Raw genomic sequence first — 17,058 nt, forward strand, 5'->3', positions numbered from 1 at the left:
TCGGTTTGGTGACGCGGGCTGGATTAGCGGGCCCGCGCCTTGTGAAGGGCGTAGGCGCCGTCACCGAGCAGCGCCTGACCAATCAGTGTGACGGCCCAGAAGGCAGGGAATTCCCAGCCGCCGTTAGGGTTCGAGAAGAAGAAGCCCGCCGAACCATGGCCGAACCAGGCCGCGCCGACAAGCACCGGGACAAGCGCGAGTGACACCCAACGGGTGAAAACACCCGCGATGAGGGCGAGGCCGCCGAAAAGCTCGGCCGCGATCGTCAGGTAGGCGAGAAAACCTGGCAGGCCGATCGAGTCGAAGTACCCAGCGGTGCCGGCCGGCGTGTAAACGGCGATCTTCAGCCACACGTGGGCGAGAAAGTAGATGCCCATAGTGACGCGCAGGACCAGCGCGGCGTAGTCGGCATTGCTGGCGGCGAGGCGTTGGGTCGTTACTGTGTCATACGTGGTCATGGGTCTTTCCTTTGCATCTTGTTCGCGCCGAAATGGCGGATGCGTGGAACATGAAGCCATTCCGATTGAATAAAAATCCCATTCAGAGGAAGTAGATCGCATCCAAATGGGAAGCAATCATGTGTCCGGAATTCCCCATCCTCCGCCCTTCTTGAACCGCTTGGCCATGAAATCCACGAGAACGCGGACCTTCGCCGCGAGATGCCGACCCGGCGGATAGAGCGCATAGATCCAGAACGGGGGAGGCTCATAGACGCGCAACAGCCGTACCGTGCGCCCTTCAACGATGCTCTTCGCCGCGACAAAGTCAGGCAATTGCGCAACGCCGAGCCCGGCTTCGGCGGCGCTGAGGCAGGCTTCGGCATTCGAGTAGTGCAGCCGCCCCTTGACCGCGACAGAGATCTGTTGGCCCGCGGACGTGAACGGCCAGTTGTTTCGGCCCCGAAAGTTGGTATCGATGATGCAGTCGTGGTTTGCCAAATCCTCTGGCCTGACCGGCGTCCCCCTCTCGCGCAGATAGTCCGGCGTGGCGACGACAGCCGCGTGCGCCTCGCAGAGCTTGCGCGCGATAAGTGACATATCTCCCGGTGGGCCTACCCTGATCGCAGCGTCGAAACCTTCGTCGACGAGGTTCGCAATCCGGTCGGAAAAGGAGACGTCGAGCGAGATCTCGGGATAGCGGCGTGCGAAATCGTTGAGCGCGCTGGCGAGTTGCACAGTGCCGAAGGTCAGGGGCGCCGTCAGGCGTACCCGACCGCGCGGTGTCTGGGCGGCATCGCGGACGCTCTGATCGAGATTATCGAACTCGTCGATCAGGTGACGGATCTGCTCGAAATAGGCCTTCCCAATCTCGGTGGGTGACACCGCGCGGGTGGTTCGGTTCAGGAGCCGCACTGCGAGTTCGCTCTCGAGCCGCGACACCAGCTTCGAGGCCTGGCCCGAACTCGTCCCGTGCCGCTCGGCTGCGGCGGTGAAGCTACCGGTTTCCATGACCGCGATGAACATGCGGTCGCAGGCGAGGCGGTCCATGATTTGCTTCCCATTTGGACAGGATGATTAAATCACGTTCCATATTGCCACCGTTTTCGATGCAATTGCACCTGTCTTCCGCAACCTTGAAACACGTCAGGCCGCAGTCGCAGAATGCTTCGTCAGCACGTCCCGCCGCCGAATCGAGACTGCGTCGGCGCCCGCCGTTATCCCAAGATCACGATCTTGCGGTGATGGACGCCTTACATCTCGTTCGAACTCTGGCGCAGCACACCAAGCGCATTCGTCACGCAATGCAACCACGCGTCGCCATTGACCGTCAGCAAAACGCTGCGAACGTGCCGGGTGAAAAGCCGCGTTCCGATGCCGGCTTCCAGACTGTCGAAGTGCCGACTGAACGCGGCTGGAAACAACCCCGATTCGCGCGGCCGGGCGGCGAAGCCCCCGGTAAATCCGGTAGCCTCGAAGACGCGCATCCATTTCAGCGGCAGGGCGTCGAATCCGCTGGGCGGCGCAAGCGGAACCGTATCTCAGGTCAATAGATGATGAATTGTGTTTGTGCGCGACATTGGAGAAAGTGAGATCAGAAACGCCATTCGCTGCCAAGAAAGGGCTACCGAATGTACGAGGTGACACTCGATCCAAGCGGGCGCACGCTCGCCCTCTCGCCCGGTGGAAACGCGGCCCGGCGGTTCCATGCAGTCTGGCTGCGCGACAATGCGTGGGACCCCGAGACGCGCGCACCGGGAAACGGCCAGAGGCTGATCGCATTGCGCGATATCCCGGCCGAAACGACTATCACCTCGGCTCAGGTCTCGGGGCAGGTGCTGCGCCTGACCTTCGTGCCGGAGCACAAGGTGATCGAGTATGACATCCCCTGGCTTATCGCGCATGCCTACGACCGCGTCGCCCCGCGCGTCGCGGGATGGACAGCGCCTGAGATCGAGACATGGGACAGCGGTTTCGTAAACCGCGTTCCCGCGTCGGATTTTGGTGTCGTGAGGTCCGATTCGGCCGCCCTGCGCGATTGGCTCGATCAGGTCGCGCGCTACGGGTTCGGCAAACTCGTGAGCGGGCCCGCGAAGGACGGCGCGCTCTTCGAGGTCGTCGAACTGTTCGGCTATGTCCGAGAGACGAATTACGGCCGTCACTTCGAGGTCCGCACCGAGGTCAACCCGACGAACCTCGCCTATACCGGCCTCGGCCTTCAGGCGCATACCGACAACCCCTATCGCGATCCGGTGCCGACGGTGCAGGTGCTCTACTGCCTCGAAAGCTCGGCGGCTGGGGGCGAGAACATGGTGGTCGACGGCTATCGGGCGGCCGAGCGGCTTCGCGAGGAAAGTCCCGAGTGGTTTGATGTGCTGACGCGCCATTGCGCCCGGTTTGAGTATGCGGGCTCCGATGGTGTCGTCCTCCGATCGCGCCGGCCAATGATCGAGCTTGCGCCGGACGGAGAGTTGGTTGCGGTCAGGTTCAACAACCGCTCGACCGCCGCGATAACCGATGTGCCGTTCGATGCGATGGAGACCTACTACGCCGCGTACCGGCGCTTCGGCGAAATCATCGACGACCCGGCTATGGAGGTGACGTTCCGCCTCAATCCCGGAGAATGCTTCGTGGTGGACAACACACGCGTGCTTCATGCCCGCAAGGCCTATTCCGGAATGGGCACGCGTTGGCTTCAGGGATGTTATGCGGACAAGGACGGCATCTTGTCGAAGTTGGCTGCCCTTGGCGGCGGGTCAAGGGAGGCCGCCGAATGACGATGCCGGACTTCTCGACGCTCACGCCGGACAACATTGTGGCTTTCCTTGAGGACATCTTCGAGCGCAGGGGCGGCGAGGAATATCTGGGCGAGCCGGTGACGATGGCCGAGCACATGCTGCAAGGCGCGGCCATGGCCGAGCAAAACGGGATGACCGACGAGATTATCGTCGGTGCGCTGCTGCACGATGTCGGCCATTTCACTTCGGAATTCGGGACGTTCAGCATGGACGACACAGAGGACCGCCATCACGAGGAGGCGGGCGCGGAGGTGCTGGCCGCCTTCTTTCCCTCGGTCATCACCGACTGCGTCCGCTACCATGTCGCGGCCAAGCGTTATCTCTGCGCGACCAAGCCGGACTATTTCGACCGGCTGTCCGAAGCCTCGGTCCATTCGCTGAATCTGCAGGGCGGGCCGATGAGCGCCGACGAAGTTACGGCGTTCGAGAAGAACCCGAACCTGAAGCAGATCGTCCAGGTTCGCTACCTCGACGACGCGGGCAAGCGCGCGGATATGAAGACGCCGCCCTTCGCGCATTTCGCGCCGATGGTGCAGCGGATCGTGGACAGGCATTGCAGGGGCACGCCATGAACCGGCCGGAATACATCTTCGACGCCGCATCGAAACCCTCGCTGCCCTGGCACGAGGTGCCGCTCATCCGCGCCACAGAGGAGACCATGAAGGGGTATGGTTGCCTGGTGGACGACCCGGACACGTTCGAGATCGAAATCGTCCGCTGGCCAGCGCAGGGTTGGCGGCCCATCGACGAGGGCACGGGCGACGAGGGCGGCTGGGTCGAGGGGACGTTCGCCGGGACGTGGAAGGGCGATGTGCTTTACGGCGTCAACGATGCGGTGAAGGGACACTACGTGCTCGGTTGGTCGACCGATCCGCAGCGCGCATCGGCGGAAGCGCAATCGGTGCCACGCGATCAGGTCCTCTTGTGGCACATGAACTATCACCCCGACGGCGGGCAGCTCTTCTATCCGCTCGACGCCAGCCCTTTCATCATCCCCGCGGCGCTTCCCGGCGACAACCTGGCGCCCGACAAGGTCGTGGCGTTCTGGTGTGACGGCACGCGCGGGCTCTACATCCATCCCGGCATCTGGCACGAAGGCATCTTCCCGGTCGAGGACGAGCAGCGTTTCCTCGACCGGCAGGGGCGGGTTCATGCCCGCGTCAGCGCCGATATCGGAAAGGAGTTCGGGGTCTACCTCGCCTGTCCGCTCAGGGCGGACCGGATCAAGGACCTCTGACGGGCCGATATGAGGCGGGGCAGGGGCATTGACTCCCGGCGCCTGCGCTGTATAAGCCGCCCGTCCCGGGACGAAGCGCCCGGGTCATTCATTTGGTGTTGGTGGCCCCCGCGAGGGGAAGCCTGTCGCCCGCAAGGGAAGAGGACAACGCCCTTCATAGCCGCCCTAGGGCGGCGTAATGAGAAGGAGATCAGCGGTGACCAAACGCACCTCTGCCAAGTACAAGCTCGACCGCCGGATGGGCGAGAACATCTGGGGCCGTCCGAAATCCCCGGTCAACCGCCGCGAATACGGCCCCGGCCAGCATGGCCAGCGTCGCAAGGGCAAGCTCAGCGACTTCGGCACCCAGCTCCGCGCCAAGCAGAAGCTCAAGGGGCACTACGGCGACCTGACCGAAAAACAGTTCCGCCGCATCTATTCCGAGGCCGAGCGCGTCAAGGGCGATACGGGCGAGAACCTGATCGGTCTCTTGGAGCGTCGTCTCGACGCCGTCGTTTACCGCGCGAAGTTCGTGCCGACGGTGTTTGCCGCCCGCCAGTTCGTGAACCACGGTCATGTGACCGTGAACGGCCAGCGCGTGAACATTCCGTCCTATCGCGTGAAGGAAGGCGACGTGGTCGCCATCCGCGACAAGTCGCGTCAGCTCGCCATCGTGCTCGAAGCCGTTGGCCTGCCGGAGCGTGACGTGCCCGACTATATCGAGGCCGACCATTCCAAGATGACCGCCACCTTCGTGCGCACGCCGGCGCTCGGCGACGTGCCCTATGCGGTCCAGATGGAACCCAATCTCGTCGTCGAATACTACGCGAAGAACTGATCGCGACGCTTCCGCCGGAACGGAACAATTCGGGGCCGCTGCGGGCAATCGCGGCGGCCCTTTCGTGTTCCCGGCGCCGTGGCGGCTCCGCGACGCGCGCGGACGCCTCCATAAAATCGACAAAATGCATACCCATGTTCCCGCCCGACCAGGAATGCAGGGGGGACACAGACGTGCCGGCCAGCAGACAGTCTTTCGCGATCGCGGCGCCCGCCGGAGGCAACCGCATGGAGCAGCTCGCAGTGCTGGTCCTGACCTGGCTTTCGGTTGTGTCCTTGGCGCTCGTCGCCGTAATGGCGATCGAGCGCGCGGGCGATCCTGGCTACGACTTCCGCTATTTCTGGCTCGCCGGGAAGCTTTGGGCCGATGGCGTGTCACCTTACGGCCCGATCTTCGCCGAAGCGGGCGCTCGACTGATTACAGAAGGCCATATCCCTGAAATTTGGCCCTATCCGCCTAATCTCTGGATGCCGGCGATCGGTCTTAGTCCCTTTAGCTTGAACACGGCGTGGCACATCTGGCTCGTCTTCGAGTTGGCCGCACTCCTGGCCGCGAGCGCGGTTCTCGCCTTGGGCCTACCCGCCTCCATGATTCCAGGCGCGGCCTTGCGGCCAAGACTCGCCCGGCTTGCTCTGTTCTGCCTGCACCTCATGCTGGTCGCCGCGCTGGAGGCAACACATCTCGCGGTCTATGTCGGTCAGAGCGCGCTCTTCGTCTATCTCGGCACAGCGATGCTGGTTGCGGGCCTCGCGCGCAGCTGGCGCGGACTTGCCGTGGCGGGACTCGTCCTCGTGTTCATGAAGCCGCAGGTCGGCGCCGCCGTCGCGATCGGTCTCATCATGAGCGGGCGAGCCGGATTCAGAATTCTCCTGACGGCGGCGCTGGTTTCCGTTCTCTTGATCGTGCCGCCGATGATGGTGAAGGGGGCAGTCGTCCTCGACTGGCTCGGCACACTCGGCGACTACGACGGGGTGACGCTCGCCAACATGGCGGTGGCGATGACCGGCATCAGGCATCTCGTCTGGATATTTGGCCAGATCGACATCGGCAACATCCCGGCGATGGGCATCACGCTGGCGGTTGGGGTAGCAGTGGCATTGCGCGTCCGCGCGGCCTGGCCGCGCGAAGGCGCGGACGCGGGGCGCGTGGCGTCCGACCTGGTCGTTGCAGAGATACTTGTCTTGCTCGCCTTCGCGCCGCTTCACATGTACGACTTCGTGCTGTTCGGCATCGGCGTCCTCGCTGTGATCGGCCCGCAGGGGCCACGGCTCGCCGCCGCCGTCCTCGCCGCCGCGGTTTTCGTGAAGCCGACCGATATCTTCGTTGCACTGAGCGGCGTGCATCCAAGCTCGTTCTTCCCGGGCTCGACATTCACCACCGTGGGCGCGCTGATCCTGCTTCTCGTCGTCCTGACCCGGCGCAGCACAGCGGACTGACCGAGTTCACGCTGGCAATAATCGGGGCACGCCGCTAATAAGCGGCGAGTTTCCGGAGGTGCCGCCATGACCGATCCGATCCGCCCCATGCCCGGGATCATGGATATCGCGCTCTATCAGGGCGGCGCCGCACATGTGGCGGGCATCACCGATGCCGTGAAGCTGTCGTCGAACGAGAACCCGTTCGGGCCGTCCGCAGCCGCGAAAGAGGCGTTCAAGCGCGCCGCCGAAAGCCTGCACCGCTATCCGCCGACCGATCACTCCTCTTTGCGCGAGGCGATCGGCGAGGTGCACGGTCTCGATCATTCGCGCGTCATCTGCGGCGTTGGTTCGGATGAGATCATCCACTTGCTGTGTCAGGCCTACGCGGGCCCGAGTGACGAGGTGGTCTTTACCGAACATGGTTTCCTGATGTACCGGATCTCCGCACTTGCGGCCGGGGCGACGCCCGTGTCGGTCCGGGAACGTGACCGCACCACCGATGTGGACTCGATCCTTGCCGCGTGTGGCCCGTCAACCAAGCTTGTCTTCATCGCCAACCCCAACAACCCAACCGGCACGATGATCGGCAAGGGGGAACTCGTCCGGCTCGCCGATGGCCTTCCGGAACATGCGATCCTCGTCCTCGACGGCGCCTATGCCGAATATGTCGAAGGCTACGACGGCGGCGCGGGACTTGCCACGGTACGGCCCAACGTCTTCATGACGCGGACGTTTTCGAAGATCTACGGGCTCGGCGGGCTCCGGATCGGCTGGGGATACGGGCCGAAGCCAATCATTGATGTGCTCAACCGGATCCGTGGACCCTTCAATCTGTCTGTCGCACAGCTCGCCGCCGCAGAGGCCGCAATGCGCGATCGGGCCCATGTCGGCTGGTGCCGCGACGAAAACGCCCGGTTGCGCGCCTGGCTGGGTGAAGCGCTGGCTGAAAAGGGCATTCCTTCAGACTGTTCCACGGCAAACTTCATCCTTGCCCGCTTCGCCGACGAGGCCGAAGCGACAGCCTGCGATACCTTTCTGCAACGCGAGGGCCTGATCGTGCGCCGCGTCGCGGGCTACGGACTGCCCAACTGCCTGCGCATCACGATCGGCGACGAGTCCGCCTGCCGGCGGGTTGCCCATGCCATTGGCCAGTTCAAGGGACAGTCATGACGGCACCGATCTACGAACGCGTCGCCCTCATCGGGCTTGGCCTCATCGCCTCTTCGATGGGCCATGCCATGAAGAAATGGGGGCTTGCCACGACAGTCACCGGCCACGCGAAGACCGAGTTAACCCGCACTTCCGCGCTGGAACTTGGTTTCTGCGACGAAGTCTTCGCGAGCGCCGCCGAAGCGGTCCGCGATGCCGACCTCGTGGTCCTCGCCGTGCCCGTCGGAGCGATGGAAGGTGTCGCCACCGAGATCGGCCCGCATCTGAAACCTGGCGCAACCGTCACCGATGTCGGCTCGGTCAAGCAGGCGGTGATCGAGGCGGTCGCCCCCAACATCCCCGAAGGGGTCCACTTTATCCCCGGCCACCCGCTCGCGGGAACGGAGCATTCGGGTCCACGTTCAGGTTTCGCCACGCTTTTTCGCAACCGCTTCTGCCTGCTCATCCCGAACGGCGCCGCGCCCGAAGCCATCGCGCGCCTGCGCGACTACTGGGAGGGGATGGGCGCTAATGTCGAGGAGATGGACGCGGCCCACCACGATATCGTCCTTGCCGTCACCAGCCACACACCGCACCTCATCGCCTACACGATGGTGGGTGTGGCCGATCATCTGCGCCGCGTGACGGAAAGCGAGATCATCAAGTACTCCGCTGCCGGTTTCCGCGACTTCACGCGGATTGCCGCGTCGGACCCGACGATGTGGCGCGACGTGTTCCTCACGAACAAGGAGGCGACGCTCGACATCCTCGGCCGCTTCACCGAAGAGCTCTTCGCGCTGCAGCGTGCGATCCGCATGGGTGACGGGGATGAGCTCTTCGACTACTTCACCCGAACCCGAGCGATCCGCCGAAGCATCATCGAGGCAGGGCAGGATACGGCGGCACCAGATTTCGGTCGCGCTAAGGTGGACGGCGCATGAGCGCGCGGCGGCCTCTCCGCGTGGCGGCTTTTATCCTCGCCGCGCTTGGCGTCATGGCGCAGGCGGCGGTGGCCGAAGCGCCCGCCCGCTCACCCCGACCGCTGATCCGACCGGACCTTATGGTCACGGCGCACCGCGTCGAGGCGACTGCACGCTCAACCGGTCGCGTCGCCATCGCCGCGTCGCTGCGCCCGGCCGAACGGCCCGAGAAGCTGTTCCGCGTCGCGTCCGAAAGACGGCGCGCGGTGATAGCAGGCAATTCCAAAGGCGGCCGCGTCGCGCTTTGCGGCGATCCCGAGATCGTTGGCAATGCGATCCAGCCGATCCCGGCGAAACTCGATGGCTGCGGGCTGTCAGACGGCGTCATGGTGATATCGGTCGCCGGTGTTGCGCTCACGACACCTGCCTCGGTCGATTGCCGGACCGCGCGGGCGTTGAAGACGTGGATCGAGAGTGGCGTGAAACCTGCATTCCACCGAAAGCGCGGCGGTGTTCACGCGCTTCGGGTCGCCGCCAGCTATTCCTGTAGGACGCGCAATAACGTGAAAGGGGCGAAGGTGTCGGAGCACGGGCGCGGGCGGGCCATCGACATCTCGGCGGTTCTTCTCGGCGACGGCAGCGTCGTCACGGTTGAGAACGGCTGGGGCTCCAAGAAGCACGGCAAGGCGCTCTCGACAATGCGAAGCGCCGCCTGCGGCCCGTTCAAAACGGTGCTTGGCCCAGGATCGGACCGCTACCACGACGATCACTTCCATCTGGACACGGCGCGCAGGCGGGGGGCCTATTGCCGCTGACGGTCGCCTCGCCGAGTGCTAGAAGTGCGGCGCCGGGCCGAGCGGGACGGGTCCGAGGCTCATGAATCCGTTGTGGAAAGTGAGCGGCAGCGAAAGATCGTCCGGCTGACCACTCGTCAGCGCCAGAATTTCAAGCGCCCGCGTCAGTGTAGGCCGGATTTCGTCGCGGACGAGGCCAAGCCCGATGGCGGCGTCGAGCGCGGCGCGCCAATCACGCACGCTGAGCGCGATCCGACCCTCGGGGGTGCCGCGGGCGTCGAGTTCGATCTGGCCGGTGCCGCGAAGCTCCAAGGTTCCCCAGTCGAGATCGAGCGCGCGAATGTCCGCACTACGGATCCGGATGCCCCGGCTCAGGATGTGGCGGTCGAGCGGCTCGTCGAGGCCGAACACGGCATCGAGCCGCAACCGCTCGCCGTTGGCGGGCAGTCCCGCCCCGAGAAGCCGCACAGGTGCGCCAGTCAACTCAGGCGCGATCAACTCGGCGCCGACCTCGTGCTCCAGATCGCCCTCGCCCCGGCGGATGGCAAGCCGCAGTTCCGTGCCCGACAGGCCCCAGCCGCGCGGAGAAGTCAGGACGGGCGCCACGCCCACCGTCTGCGCGCGCTCGAGCGGCAGCGCCGGTGATAGCCCGAACACTGCGCTGGCGCTGAGGTCACGCGTGGCGAGCGTCAGTTCCTCGCGTCCGATCCGCAGGGTCTGTTCCTCGGGCAGGACGGCGATCACGTGATGCGGGCGGTAGGAAAGCGCATGGATCCTGATCCACGGCGCGCGCCAGCCGAACACACTGTCGCGACCAATCCATTCCGGTTCGGTCACGGTCAGGTCGAAGCGCGCGGGAAAGCCGGTCAGGCTCAGCTCGCCGTGGCGCGCGAGCCCTTCGAATTCGAGCGCATCAAGCGTGGTTTCGACGCCAGAGCGCAAAGTGCGCGAACCGACAAACCAGTAGCCGCCGAAGAGAAGGGCGCCGACCGCTACCAGCCAGAGAAGTGCGCGCATGGGGAGGCCTTTCCTGTTGCCGTGCGATGCTGTTTATAGGGCCGGAGGGTTGGAAACCAGCGGAAGAGGCGGAATGAGATGTGGGTCTTTGGCTATGGTTCGCTGATGTGGGAGCCGGGCTTCGCTTTCGAGGAGCGAGCGCTCGCGCGGCTGTCAGGCTGGCACCGGTCATTCTGCATGCGCTCCATCCACCACCGGGGCACGTCCGAAGAGCCGGGTCTCGTTCTGGCACTAGACGCGGCCGAGGGGGCGGCCTGCAATGGCGTGGCCTTCCGTGTCGCGTCGGAGAGGGCCGACATCATCCTTGAAACACTGCGCGAGCGCGAACTCATTTCCTCGGCCTATCTCGAGACCGAGCAGTCGCTTGCCCTGACCGACGGGCGCGAAGTCGGTGCGGTCACCTATGTGATCGATCCACATCACGTCCAGTATTGCGGCGACTTGCCGCTCGAGGAGCAGGCGCAGATCATCGCGACCGCTGTGGGCGGCCGGGGCCCCAACGCAGATTACCTGTGGAACACCGCGAGCCACCTGCACGAACTTGGCATCGCCGACCCCGATCTCGACTGGCTCGCCGAGCGCGTTCGGGCGCTGCGCTGCGTGGGCTGATGGCCGCCCCGTTAGCGCTTGTGAGCCGCCGCCACGCCCCCTATTGTCCCGATTAAGTAACGACAGGATGGCGATCCCGATGGACAAAGCCATGCGCGAGGCCGAGCCGATCTTCACCCAGCCCGTCCGCCAGGTGACGCTGATGCTGCTCGTCTTGGCGCTGGTTGGGGCGGGGGCCTATGTCGCCTACGCACCGATCGTCTCGATCTTCATCGCCAATCCCTGGCTGAATGGCGTGATCCTCGCCGTCTTCCTGCTGGGCGTGCTGACCTGCTTCTTTCAGGTTGGTCAGCTCATGCGATCCGTAAGCTGGATCGAGGGGTTCGCGGCCCATCGTCCGGGCCACGAGATGACGATCCCGCCCCGGCTTCTTGCGCCGCTCGCGTCACTTCTCAGGTCGCGCGGACCGCGCGCACAGCAGATATCGTCGTCGTCGGCGCGATCGATCCTCGAATCCGTCTCGACCCGTATCGACGAGGCGCGAGACATCACGCGGTACCTCACGAGCCTTTTGATCTTCCTCGGGCTGCTCGGCACGTTCTACGGGCTCGCCATTACAGTTCCGGCCGTCGTCGACACGATCCGCGCCCTGGCGCCCAGTGACGGCGAAAGCGGCCTTCAGGTGTTCGACAAGCTGATGACGGGGCTGGAGCGGCAGCTAGGGGGTATGGGCACGGCGTTCTCGTCCTCGCTACTCGGCCTTGCCGGGTCGCTTGTCGTGGGGCTGCTCGAACTCTTTGCCGGGCATGGTCAGAACCGGTTCTACCGCGAGCTCGAGGAGTGGATGACTTCCTTCACGCGGCTTTCCTTCGCTGGCGGCGAGGGGGAAGGCGCGCTCGATCAGGATGCGGTCGCGGGCGTTCTCGACCACATGGCCGAGCAGGTCGAGACGCTTCAGACGATCCTTCAGCGTTCCGAGGCGGGTCGGGCGACGGTGAACGATCGGCTCGGGGTGCTCGCCGGCGCTGTGGAAGGGCTGACGCGGCGGCTCGAAGCCGATGCGGGGGCCAGCGGAGCGCTCGCGCGCGTCGCGGACGGACAGGAGCGGATACTGTCCGTGCTGGAAAAGAACGCCAGCGATGTTCCAATCGATGGCGGTGATGCGGAGAGCCGGATGCGACTGCGTTCGATCGACGTTCAGCTTCTGAAACTTCTGGAAGAGGTCGCGGCCGGGCGGCAGGAAAGCATGGCCGATCTCAGGGGCGATCTGGGTGAGCTGACGCGAGCGGTACGTGCACTTTCGCGAAGCGATCCGGCGCGGAGGGGCTAGTCGATGGCGCTTTCGTCGGGCAGGGGTGCGGGACGGTTTTCCAGCAATATCTGGCCGGGTTTCGTCGATGCGATGACGGCCCTTCTGATGGTGCTGACGTTCGTGCTGACGATCTTCATGATCGTCCAGTTCACCTTGCGAGAGACGATCGATACCCAGGACGACGAGCTTGCCGCTCTGGCGGACCAGGTCGCGGGGCTTGCCGATGCGCTTGGGCTTGAACGCGCGCGGTCGGCCGAACTCGGCGCCGAAGTGACCGGACTCGGTGAGAGACTGGCGGCGGCTCGATCCGAGGCGGATCGTCAATCGGCGCTGATCACCACGCTGACCTCGCGGCTCGAGGGCGAAAGCGAGCGGGCCGAGGCAGCCGAGGCGCGGATCACCGAGTTCGAGGCGCAGGTCGCGTCCTTGCTGGCCGAACGCGACGCTGCCCGCGGGGAGGCGGCGTCGCTCAGCCAGGAAAGAGAGGAACTGCTGTCGGCGCAGGAGGCGCTCAATCTCGCCGTCGCGCAAGCGCGCGAGGAAATCGATGCGCAGGAAGAAGCTGCCCGATTGGCCGCGGCCCGGCGCGAAGCGCTTCAGGCGCTGATCGCCGATCTCAGGGCGCGCGGAGAGGCAGCGGCGGCAGCGCTTTCCGAGACGACCGACGCGCTTTCAGAGGCCGAGGCCGCGCGGCTGGCCGAAGCGGCCGCGGCGCAGGCGCTGCGCGAGCGGCTCAAGGGCGCCGAGGACGAGTTGACTGCGATGACGCTTGCGCTGGAGGACAAACGACGCGAAGCGGAAGAGACGCTGACGCTGCTCGCCGCGGCGCGCACCGCCAGCCAGGATCTGGACAGCCGGCTCGCCGCCGCGCTACTTGCGCAATCGGCGACTGAGGCGGAACTGGAAGCTGCCCGCGCGGCGGTAGAGAAGGCCGAGGCCAACGCGGCCGACCGGGACCGCCTGACGCAGGAACTGGCCACCGCGCTGGCCGCGCGCCGCGCCGCCGAGAGCGAGGTCGAGACGCGTCTTTCCGAAGCCGAGCGGCAAGAGGCGCTCCTGGCAGCTGCCAACGCCGCGCTGTCGCAGGAAAAAGCCGCATCCGCGGAGGCGGCGCGCAAGGTGGCGCTCCTGAACGAACAGGTCCTGGCGCTGCGCAGCCAGCTCGGTTCTCTGCAGGAACTGCTCGACGCGTCCGAGACGCGCGACGCGGACGCGAAGGTTCAGATCGAGGCGCTGGGAAGCCGGCTGAACTCGGCTCTTGCCCAGGTCGCCGCCGAGCAGCGCCGCCGGGCCGAACTTGAGGAGGCGGAACGGCGGCGGCTCGAAGAAGAGGCCAAGGAGCTTTCCCGCTACCGGTCGGAGTTCTTCGCCCGCCTTTCTGAGGTCCTTGCGGGGCGGGAGGGTGTGCGCGTCGTGGGCGACCGCTTCGTATTTTCCTCCGAGGTGCTGTTCCAGCCTGCCTCGGCCGAACTCTTGCCCGAGGGTCGCAGCCAGATCGCCGGTGTCGTGGCGACGCTTCAGGAAGTTGCGGCCGCCATCCCGCCGGAGGTCGACTGGATCATCCGCGTCGACGGCCATACCGATACGGTGCCGCTGTTCGGTTCCGGCCGCTTCCGCGACAACTGGGAGCTCAGCCAGGGACGCGCCCTGTCGGTAGTGCGCTACATGCAGGACGAGTTGGGCTTCCCGCCCGAACGCCTCGCCGCGACGGGGTTTGGTGAGTATCACCCGGTGGTGGAAGGCAGCAGCCCCGAGGCTCTGGCGCAGAACCGCCGGATCGAACTGAAGCTGACCGAGCGTTGAGCGCGGAACCGAAACACTGGCGGTGTCGCGGCGATGGATGACCTCATGAGAGAGATCCTTGCGTGCGAGCGGCACGTCTGGGATGCGCTCGTTGCAGGCGATGCCACAGCCGATGATGCCGCGCTCCATGACGGATTTCTCGGCGTCTATCCGGACGGATTCTCCGACAAGGCGGGTCATGTCGCGCAGCTCGCCGACGGGCCGAAAGTGCGTAGCTACGAACTGACCGACTTGCGGCTGATGCGCTTTGGCGACGAACATGTCCTTCTCGCCTACCACGCGCGATTCACCCGTACGTTGTCGCATGAGCGGGAGGAGATGTTCGTAAGCTCCGTCTGGCGACGGGTCCCCGACGGCTGGATCAACCTATTCAGCCAAGACACGCCCGCGACGGGCATGCAAGTTCCCTGAAATGGATGCAAACGCCAAGCGGCGCCCCTTTGGGCGCCGCCTACGTTCAAGTCGCGATACTCAGTCGGCCGTCAAGAGGGGCGGTTTCGACCCGCCAGCGATCCGCGGTTTCTGCGGCTCCTCAATCTTTAGAACGAGTGCGTCGTCCTTGACCTTGACATGCACGACACCGCCTTTGGTGAGCCGGCCGAAGAGCAGCTCTTCCGCAAGCGGCTTTTTGATATGCTCCTGGATCACGCGGGCGAGCGGCCGGGCGCCCATCCTGTCGTCATAACCTTTCTCGGCGAGCCAGTCGCCGGCCTCGGGGCTGAGTTCGATATGGACGTTGCGGTCGATGAGCTGTGCTTCGAGCTGAAGGACAAACTTGTCCACGACCTGCAGGATCACCTCGCGCGATAGCGGTGCGAAGGAGATGACCGCATCCAGTCGATTGCGGAATTCCGGCGTGAATGTCCGCTCGATCGCGGCAGTGTCCTCGCCCTCGCGGCGCGCCCGGCCGAAGCCGATCGCGGACTTTGCGAGTTCCGACGCGCCTGCGTTCGACGTCATGATCAAGATGACGTTGCGGAAATCGACCTGGCGACCGTTGTGGTCGGTGAGCTTGCCGTGATCCATGACCTGCAACAGGATGTTGTAGACATCGGGGTGCGCCTTCTCGATCTCGTCAAGAAGCAGAACGCAATGTGGGTGCTGGTCGACGCCATCGGTCAAAAGCCCGCCCTGGTCGAAGCCGACATAGCCCGGAGGCGCGCCGATCAGGCGGCTGACCGCGTGCTTCTCCATGTATTCCGACATGTCGAAACGCAGCAGTTCCACGCCGAGTGAGTCGGCAAGTTGCTTCGCAACCTCGGTCTTGCCGACGCCCGTGGGCCCGGCGAACAGGTAGTTTCCGATGGGTTTTTCGGGTTCGCGCAGCCCGGCGCGCGCAAGCTTGATGGCCGAGGAAAGGGCCACGATCGCCTTTTCCTGACCGAAGACCACGCGCTTGAGCGTCTTCTCGAGATCCTTCAGCACTTCGGCATCGTCCTTCGAGACGTTCTTCGGCGGGATGCGGGCAATCTTGGCCACGACGGTCTCGATTTCCTTCGGTCCGATCGTCTTGCGGCGCTTCGATTCCGCCACGAGATGCTGGGCCGCGCCGGCCTCGTCGATCACGTCAATCGCCTTGTCGGGCAGCTTCCGGTCATGGATGTAGCGCGCCGACAGCTCGACGGCGGTCTTGATCGCGTCCTGCGTGTAACGCAAGTCGTGGTGCTTTTCGAAGTACGGCTTCAGCCCCATGAGGATCTTGATCGTGTCGTCGACCGTCGGTTCGTTCACGTCGATCTTCTGAAACCGGCGGCTGAGCGCGCGGTCTTTCTCGAAATGCTGGCGAAATTCCTTGTAGGTCGTGGAGCCCATGCAGCGCAGTCTGCCGCCCTGCAGTGCTGGTTTCAGGAGATTGGAGGCGTCCATCGCGCCGCCCGAAGTTGCGCCGGCGCCGATCACCGTATGGATCTCGTCGATGAAGAGGATCGCGTCCGGGTGATCCTCGAGCTCCTTCACGACGGCCTTCAGCCGTTCTTCGAAATCGCCACGATAGCGTGTGCCCGCCAGAAGCGCGCCCATGTCGAGCGAATAGATCGTGGCGGTCTTAAGCACGTCGGGCGTCTCGCCGCGCGTGATCTTCAGCGCCAGCCCCTCGGCGATGGCGGTTTTGCCGACACCGGGATCGCCCACGAGAAGCGGGTTGTTCTTCCGCCTGCGGCAGAGCACTTGGATGCAGCGCTCGATTTCGGACTCGCGCCCGATCAGCGGATCCACGTCTCCGCGCTGCGATTTGGCGTTCAGGTCGACGCAGTATTTTGCGAGCGCGGATTCCTTGGCGTCGGCGTCGCTCTGAGCCGCCGCGCTCTCTTCCTGCTCCTGCGCGCCGGTGACGGGGCGGGCTTCTCCGAAGGACGGGTCTTTGGCGACGCCATGGGCGATAAAATTGACCGCGTCATACCGCGTCATGTCTTGCTCTTGGAGGAAGTAGGCCGCGTTCGATTCCCGTTCTGCGAAGATCGCGACGAGCACGTTGGCGCCCGTGACCTCGGTCCTGCCGGATGATTGCACATGGATCGCTGCGCGTTGGATGACGCGCTGGAATGCGGCGGTCGGAACGGCTTCCGATCCGTCGACGTCCGTCACCAGCGTCGACAGGTCGTCGTCGACGAACTCGACGAGCGTCTTGCGCAGTTCCTCGATATCGACGGAGCAGGCGCGCATCACTTTCGCCGCGTCCGGTTCATCGATGAGGGCGAGAAGCAGGTGCTCAAGCGTCGCAAGCTCGTGGCGGCGCGCATTGGCAAGCGCCAGCGCCGAGTGGATTGCCTGTTCCAGCGTGTTCGAGAATGACGGCACGTTCGTGCTCC

17 protein-coding genes are annotated in these 17,058 nt (G+C 64.8%); 12 read left to right on the plus strand and 5 right to left on the minus strand.

Annotated features, from left to right (window positions below; genetic code table 11):
* Positions 1 to 23: 23 nt before the first annotated feature.
* The 3 genes from DEA8626_RS02295 to DEA8626_RS02305 form a co-directional block, all read right to left on the minus strand.
* The gene (locus tag DEA8626_RS02295; protein WP_108851443.1) at positions 24 to 458 is read right to left on the minus strand and encodes a DoxX family protein; all 435 of its coding nucleotides are present in this window, start codon (positions 456 to 458) and stop codon (positions 24 to 26) included.
* Between the two features lie 117 nt (positions 459 to 575).
* Positions 576 to 1,487: a LysR family transcriptional regulator gene (locus tag DEA8626_RS02300; RefSeq protein WP_108851444.1), complete on the minus strand. Its 912-nt coding sequence runs from the start codon at positions 1,485 to 1,487 to the stop codon at positions 576 to 578.
* Between the two features lie 203 nt (positions 1,488 to 1,690).
* Complete coding sequence (locus tag DEA8626_RS02305) at positions 1,691 to 1,924, minus strand: helix-turn-helix domain-containing protein (RefSeq protein WP_108851445.1); 234 nt, start codon at positions 1,922 to 1,924, stop codon at positions 1,691 to 1,693.
* 144 nt (positions 1,925 to 2,068) lie between these two features.
* Between DEA8626_RS02305 and tmpA the strand changes: the two genes are divergently transcribed.
* The 8 genes from tmpA (at position 2,069) to DEA8626_RS02345 (ending at position 9,591) form a co-directional block, all read left to right on the plus strand.
* Complete coding sequence (gene tmpA, locus DEA8626_RS02310; protein WP_108851446.1) at positions 2,069 to 3,214, plus strand: 2-trimethylaminoethylphosphonate dioxygenase; 1,146 nt, start codon at positions 2,069 to 2,071, stop codon at positions 3,212 to 3,214.
* The gene (tmpB, locus tag DEA8626_RS02315; RefSeq protein ID WP_108851447.1) at positions 3,211 to 3,807 is read left to right on the plus strand and encodes a (R)-1-hydroxy-2-trimethylaminoethylphosphonate oxygenase; all 597 of its coding nucleotides are present in this window, start codon (positions 3,211 to 3,213) and stop codon (positions 3,805 to 3,807) included. The genes tmpA and tmpB overlap by 4 nt, the downstream gene beginning before the upstream one ends.
* A complete protein-coding gene (locus tag DEA8626_RS02320; RefSeq protein WP_108851448.1) occupies positions 3,804 to 4,472 on the plus strand; it encodes an ureidoglycolate lyase in 669 nt (222 codons plus the stop codon). Before tmpB ends, DEA8626_RS02320 begins: the two co-directional genes overlap by 4 nt.
* Before the next feature lie 196 nt (positions 4,473 to 4,668).
* A complete protein-coding gene (gene rpsD / locus DEA8626_RS02325) occupies positions 4,669 to 5,289 on the plus strand; it encodes a 30S ribosomal protein S4 (RefSeq protein WP_108851449.1) in 621 nt (206 codons plus the stop codon).
* A gap of 227 nt (positions 5,290 to 5,516) precedes the next feature.
* Positions 5,517 to 6,725, plus strand: coding sequence for a glycosyltransferase 87 family protein (locus DEA8626_RS02330; protein ID WP_181366331.1), 1,209 nt, complete (start codon positions 5,517 to 5,519; stop codon positions 6,723 to 6,725).
* A gap of 66 nt (positions 6,726 to 6,791) precedes the next feature.
* Positions 6,792 to 7,877, plus strand: coding sequence for a histidinol-phosphate transaminase (gene hisC, locus DEA8626_RS02335; protein ID WP_108851451.1), 1,086 nt, complete (start codon positions 6,792 to 6,794; stop codon positions 7,875 to 7,877).
* Positions 7,874 to 8,797, plus strand: coding sequence for a prephenate/arogenate dehydrogenase family protein (locus tag DEA8626_RS02340; protein WP_108851452.1), 924 nt, complete (start codon positions 7,874 to 7,876; stop codon positions 8,795 to 8,797). The genes hisC and DEA8626_RS02340 overlap by 4 nt, the downstream gene beginning before the upstream one ends.
* Positions 8,794 to 9,591, plus strand: coding sequence for an extensin-like domain-containing protein (locus DEA8626_RS02345; protein WP_108851453.1), 798 nt, complete (start codon positions 8,794 to 8,796; stop codon positions 9,589 to 9,591). The genes DEA8626_RS02340 and DEA8626_RS02345 overlap by 4 nt, the downstream gene beginning before the upstream one ends.
* 18 nt (positions 9,592 to 9,609) lie before the next feature.
* On the opposite strand, the gene DEA8626_RS02350 is transcribed toward DEA8626_RS02345, so the two are convergent.
* On the minus strand, positions 9,610 to 10,587 hold the full coding sequence (locus DEA8626_RS02350; protein ID WP_108851454.1) for a DUF2125 domain-containing protein: 978 nt from the start codon (positions 10,585 to 10,587) through the stop codon (positions 9,610 to 9,612).
* A 78-nt stretch (positions 10,588 to 10,665) separates the two neighbouring features.
* Here DEA8626_RS02350 and DEA8626_RS02355 point away from each other — a divergent pair, with 78 nt between their 5' ends.
* The 4 genes from DEA8626_RS02355 to DEA8626_RS02370 all read left to right on the plus strand — a co-directional run bounded on the left by DEA8626_RS02355 (position 10,666) and on the right by DEA8626_RS02370 (position 14,662).
* On the plus strand, positions 10,666 to 11,196 hold the full coding sequence (locus tag DEA8626_RS02355; RefSeq protein ID WP_108851455.1) for a gamma-glutamylcyclotransferase: 531 nt from the start codon (positions 10,666 to 10,668) through the stop codon (positions 11,194 to 11,196).
* A 79-nt stretch (positions 11,197 to 11,275) separates the two neighbouring features.
* Positions 11,276 to 12,466 carry a biopolymer transporter ExbB gene (locus DEA8626_RS02360; RefSeq protein WP_108851456.1) on the plus strand — a complete coding sequence of 397 codons (1,191 nt, stop codon included), beginning with the start codon at positions 11,276 to 11,278 and terminating at the stop codon, positions 12,464 to 12,466.
* A 3-nt stretch (positions 12,467 to 12,469) separates the two neighbouring features.
* Positions 12,470 to 14,251, plus strand: coding sequence for a peptidoglycan -binding protein (locus DEA8626_RS02365; RefSeq protein WP_108851457.1), 1,782 nt, complete (start codon positions 12,470 to 12,472; stop codon positions 14,249 to 14,251).
* A 45-nt stretch (positions 14,252 to 14,296) separates the two neighbouring features.
* Positions 14,297 to 14,662: a nuclear transport factor 2 family protein gene (locus DEA8626_RS02370; protein ID WP_245890717.1), complete on the plus strand. Its 366-nt coding sequence runs from the start codon at positions 14,297 to 14,299 to the stop codon at positions 14,660 to 14,662.
* A gap of 60 nt (positions 14,663 to 14,722) precedes the next feature.
* Here the strand turns inward: DEA8626_RS02370 and clpA are convergent, their stop codons facing one another.
* Positions 14,723 to 17,047, minus strand: coding sequence for an ATP-dependent Clp protease ATP-binding subunit ClpA (gene clpA, locus DEA8626_RS02375; protein ID WP_108853286.1), 2,325 nt, complete (start codon positions 17,045 to 17,047; stop codon positions 14,723 to 14,725).
* Positions 17,048 to 17,058: the final 11 nt, after the last annotated feature.

Source organism: Defluviimonas aquaemixtae, from assembly GCF_900302475.1.
GTDB lineage: Bacteria > Pseudomonadota > Alphaproteobacteria > Rhodobacterales > Rhodobacteraceae > Albidovulum > Albidovulum aquaemixtae.

Bases quoted from the DNA above. Each gene is read 5' to 3' on its own strand.
- DEA8626_RS02295 (WP_108851443.1), bottom strand. From the start codon at position 458: ATGACCACGTATGACACAGTAACGACCCAACGCCTCGCCGCCAGCAAT.
- DEA8626_RS02300 (WP_108851444.1), bottom strand. From the start codon at position 1,487: ATGGACCGCCTCGCCTGCGACCGCATGTTCATCGCGGTCATGGAAACC.
- DEA8626_RS02305 (WP_108851445.1), bottom strand. From the start codon at position 1,924: ATGCGCGTCTTCGAGGCTACCGGATTTACCGGGGGCTTCGCCGCCCGG.
- tmpA (WP_108851446.1), top strand. From the start codon at position 2,069: ATGTACGAGGTGACACTCGATCCAAGCGGGCGCACGCTCGCCCTCTCG.
- tmpB (WP_108851447.1), top strand. From the start codon at position 3,211: ATGACGATGCCGGACTTCTCGACGCTCACGCCGGACAACATTGTGGCT.
- DEA8626_RS02320 (WP_108851448.1), top strand. From the start codon at position 3,804: ATGAACCGGCCGGAATACATCTTCGACGCCGCATCGAAACCCTCGCTG.
- DEA8626_RS02330 (WP_181366331.1), top strand. From the start codon at position 5,517: ATGGAGCAGCTCGCAGTGCTGGTCCTGACCTGGCTTTCGGTTGTGTCC.
- hisC (WP_108851451.1), top strand. From the start codon at position 6,792: ATGACCGATCCGATCCGCCCCATGCCCGGGATCATGGATATCGCGCTC.
- DEA8626_RS02340 (WP_108851452.1), top strand. From the start codon at position 7,874: ATGACGGCACCGATCTACGAACGCGTCGCCCTCATCGGGCTTGGCCTC.
- DEA8626_RS02345 (WP_108851453.1), top strand. From the start codon at position 8,794: ATGAGCGCGCGGCGGCCTCTCCGCGTGGCGGCTTTTATCCTCGCCGCG.
- DEA8626_RS02350 (WP_108851454.1), bottom strand. From the start codon at position 10,587: ATGCGCGCACTTCTCTGGCTGGTAGCGGTCGGCGCCCTTCTCTTCGGC.
- DEA8626_RS02355 (WP_108851455.1), top strand. From the start codon at position 10,666: ATGTGGGTCTTTGGCTATGGTTCGCTGATGTGGGAGCCGGGCTTCGCT.
- DEA8626_RS02360 (WP_108851456.1), top strand. From the start codon at position 11,276: ATGGACAAAGCCATGCGCGAGGCCGAGCCGATCTTCACCCAGCCCGTC.
- DEA8626_RS02365 (WP_108851457.1), top strand. From the start codon at position 12,470: ATGGCGCTTTCGTCGGGCAGGGGTGCGGGACGGTTTTCCAGCAATATC.
- DEA8626_RS02370 (WP_245890717.1), top strand. From the start codon at position 14,297: ATGAGAGAGATCCTTGCGTGCGAGCGGCACGTCTGGGATGCGCTCGTT.